The 3,068-nt window shown below is 67.5% G+C and carries 5 protein-coding genes and 1 pseudogene; all 6 read left to right on the top strand.

Annotation, left to right across the window (positions count from 1 at the left end; genetic code table 11):
* Positions 1-236, top strand: a pseudogene (locus JNN06_RS08550) (signal recognition particle protein); the annotation flags it as partial.
* Entirely contained in the window at positions 233-781 is a 549-nt protein-coding gene (locus tag JNN06_RS08555) for a GNAT family N-acetyltransferase (RefSeq protein WP_291239167.1), read from the top strand. The pseudogene JNN06_RS08550 and the gene JNN06_RS08555, both read left to right, overlap by 4 nt.
* The gene (locus JNN06_RS08560) at positions 778-1,074 is read left to right on the top strand and encodes a chorismate mutase (RefSeq protein ID WP_291239168.1); all 297 of its coding nucleotides are present in this window, start codon (positions 778-780) and stop codon (positions 1,072-1,074) included. The genes JNN06_RS08555 and JNN06_RS08560 overlap by 4 nt, the downstream gene beginning before the upstream one ends.
* A 40-nt stretch (positions 1,075-1,114) precedes the next feature.
* A complete protein-coding gene (rpsP, locus tag JNN06_RS08565; protein WP_291239169.1) occupies positions 1,115-1,468 on the top strand; it encodes a 30S ribosomal protein S16 in 354 nt (117 codons plus the stop codon).
* Between the two features lie 103 nt (positions 1,469-1,571).
* The gene (gene rimM / locus JNN06_RS08570) at positions 1,572-2,081 is read left to right on the top strand and encodes a ribosome maturation factor RimM (protein ID WP_291239170.1); all 510 of its coding nucleotides are present in this window, start codon (positions 1,572-1,574) and stop codon (positions 2,079-2,081) included.
* A 110-nt stretch (positions 2,082-2,191) separates the two neighbouring features.
* Positions 2,192-3,058: a hypothetical protein gene (locus JNN06_RS08575; protein ID WP_291239171.1), complete on the top strand. Its 867-nt coding sequence runs from the start codon at positions 2,192-2,194 to the stop codon at positions 3,056-3,058.
* The last annotated feature ends 10 nt before the right edge of the window (positions 3,059-3,068 follow it).

Here is a 3,068-nt window from a genome sequence, read left to right on the forward strand (position 1 = left end):
AGCAGATGGCCGACATGATGAAGAAAATGGGCAAGGGCGGCATGATGAAGCAGGTTGCCAAGGCCATGATGGGCAAGGGCGCCGGGATGCCCGACCTCAAGAACATGGACCCGGCGCAGCTGGAACAGGCCGCCCGCGCGATGAAATCCGGCATGCCCGGCCTTGGTGGCGGCGGCTTCCCCGGCATGGGCGGCGGTCTGCCCTCGGGCCTCTCGGGGATGTTCAAAAAGAAATGACGCTGACGCCCGCCCCCTCGCTGTCTGGCGTGCCGGTCCTTGAGACCGACCGCCTGATCCTGCGCGCGCCGCAGGGGGGCGACTGGCCGCATTTCAACGCCATGCTGCAATCGGATCGCGGCCAGATGATCCGCACCGGCGATTACGACCTGTCGAACACCTGGCGCGGCTTCAACCATCTGATCGGCCACTGGGTCACGCGCGGTTTCGGCATGTTCGTCTGGCAGGCCAAGGGCGACACCACCCCCTTGGGCATGTGCGGCCCGTGGTTCCCCGAAACCTGGCCCGAGCGCGAGATCGGCTGGTCGGTCTGGGCGCCCGCCGCCGAGGGCAAGGGGCTGGCCTTCGAGGCCGCCACCGCCGCCCGCCGCTTTGCCTATACCGTGCTGGGCTGGACCACCGCCGTCTCCTATATCGCGCAGGGCAATGACCGCTCTGCCCGGCTGGCCACCCGCCTTGGCGCCACGCTTGATACCACCGCGCCGACCCTGGGCACGCCCCCGGTCCGCGTTTTCCGCCATCCCGGCCCGGAGGCTTTGCAATGACCGACGCTGTCACCCGCGCCGCCGCGATCCTGCGCGAGCATCGCCAGTCCATCGACCGGCTGGATGCGATTCTGGTCTATACCCTCGCCGAGCGGTTCAAGCACACGCAGGCCGTGGGGCGGCTGAAAGCCGAACACGAGCTTCCCCCGTCCGATCCGGCCCGCGAGGCGCGCCAGATCGAACGGCTGGAGAAACTGGCGCAAGAAGCGGATCTCGATCCCGATTTCGCCAAGAAATTCCTGACCTTCATCATTTCCGAAGTCATCAGGCATCACGAGAAACTGCAAAAATAAGGGCCTCGCGCCCCTCACAGGACACCGAAGGAGATACCCCATGTCCATGAAAATCCGTCTGGCCCGTGGCGGCTCGAAAAAGCGCCCGTTCTACGCCATCGTCGCCACCGACTCGCGCATGCCGCGCGATGGCCGCTTCCTCGAAAAGCTGGGCGTCTATAACCCGCTGCTCGCCAAAGACAGCGAAGACCGCGTGAAACTGAACGCCGAGCGCGTGCAATACTGGCTGAGCCAGGGCGCCCAGCCCACCGACCGCGTGGCGCGTTTCCTGGAAAACGCCGGCCTGAAAGCCAAGACCGTGCGCAACAACCCCAAAGCCGCCGTGCCGGGCAAAGCCATGGCCGAGCGCGCCGCCAAGAAAGCCGCCCGCGCGGCTGCGCCCGCCGAAGAGTAATCTTCGCCGCCTTCAGGCGACAGGAAAGGCAGCGGCATCGCCCGCTGCCTTTTCGTTTGCGCGCGATCTTGCTATCACCACCCCAAAGCAAAGGGACATGGGCATGAGCAACGACCGGATCTGCGTGGGCGCCATTGCGGGCGCCTTTGGCGTCCAAGGCGAGGTGCGGCTGAAAAGCTTCTGCGCCGAACCCACCGCCGTGGCCGATTACGGCCCGCTTTACACCGAGGATGGCAGCCGCAGCTTCAAGGTGAAACTCACCCGCCCGCTGGCCGGGGGCCTCGGCGCGCGCCTGTCGGGCATCGCCACCAAGGAAGAGGCCGACGCGCTGAAAGGCGTGAACCTTTACGCCGACCGCGACCGCCTGCCCAAACTGCCCGATGACGAATATTACTACACCGACCTGATCGGGCTGGAGGTCCGGGACACCGGCGGCGCGCCCCTTGGCAAGGTGCTGGCCGTCCACAATCACGGCGCGGGCGACATTCTGGAAATCAGCACAGCTCCCGGTGGAAAAGGCCCGCTTCTGCTGCCTTTTACCCTGGTGAATGTGCCATTGGTGGACATTTCGGCGGGCATTCTGGTGGCCGACCTGCCGGAAGGTCTGGACTAAGCGCGCCGCAAACGTCACTCTGTCCACGCAAGAATGGCATCAAGCCATCAAAGGGGCAGAGCATGGGTATCCGACTGCGCGTGTTGCAGATTGCAACGGCCTGTTTGTATTTGGGTCCGCTTCTCGCGGGTCTGGGCGGCTATGGCTGGCGGGTGGTGCCGGTCTTTGCCGCGATCTTCCTGCTCTGGCTTGTCGCGCTACGCCCGCAGGAATGGCCGCAAAGCCGCGCCGACTGGATGCAGCCTGACAGCTGGCTTGCCATGGCCGCCCGCGCCGTGGTGCAACTGCTGCTGGTCGTGCTGTGCTTTGGCATCGGGCGCGGGCTGGCGGGGGTGGCGGGGCTTGACCTGCACCTGCCCTTCATGGGGCCAATCCTCCTGTCCTTCCTGGCCGTGCCGATCGCCCGCATCGCCTGGCCGCCGCAGCGCGCGCAAGAGCTGGACAGCTTTCTCGATGAGGCCATCGCCAGCGTCGAGGCCTCCACCCCGCCCGCCGAAACCGCCGAGCGTCTGGCCGAGCTGCGCCTGTTCGCCGCCCGCCTGACCGAGCCGCTGGCCGATCTGCGCGACGACACCCGCCCCGATGTGATCGAGGCGCATCTGCACGCGCTGCAAACCCATCTGCCGCCCGCCACCCTGCTGGATGCGCTGCATGACCGCCTGGCCAGCCCGCGCAATGGCCGCGTCATGCGCCGCGCCTTCATCCTGCAAGCCACCGATCCGCTGCTGGCCGAGGCCTGCCGGGGCCGCGCCGCGCCGGTCACCGCCTTGCAGGTGGCGGGGGTCGATGCCGATCTGCTCGACCTGTTCGCCCGCCGCTGCACGGCGCTGCTGGATGCCGATGCCGATGCCTGGGGCGATTGCCCGAACGAGGCCGCGCTGACCGAGGCCGCCCTGCCGCCCGAGGCCGAGCCCGCGCGCCCGGCCCTCGCCGCCCTTGCCGCCCGCAATCGGGCGCTGGCGCCGCTGTCGGCCTGAGCCTGCCATG

Source organism: Gemmobacter sp. (assembly GCF_016792925.1).
In the GTDB taxonomy this organism is placed as follows: Bacteria; Pseudomonadota; Alphaproteobacteria; order Rhodobacterales; family Rhodobacteraceae; genus Gemmobacter.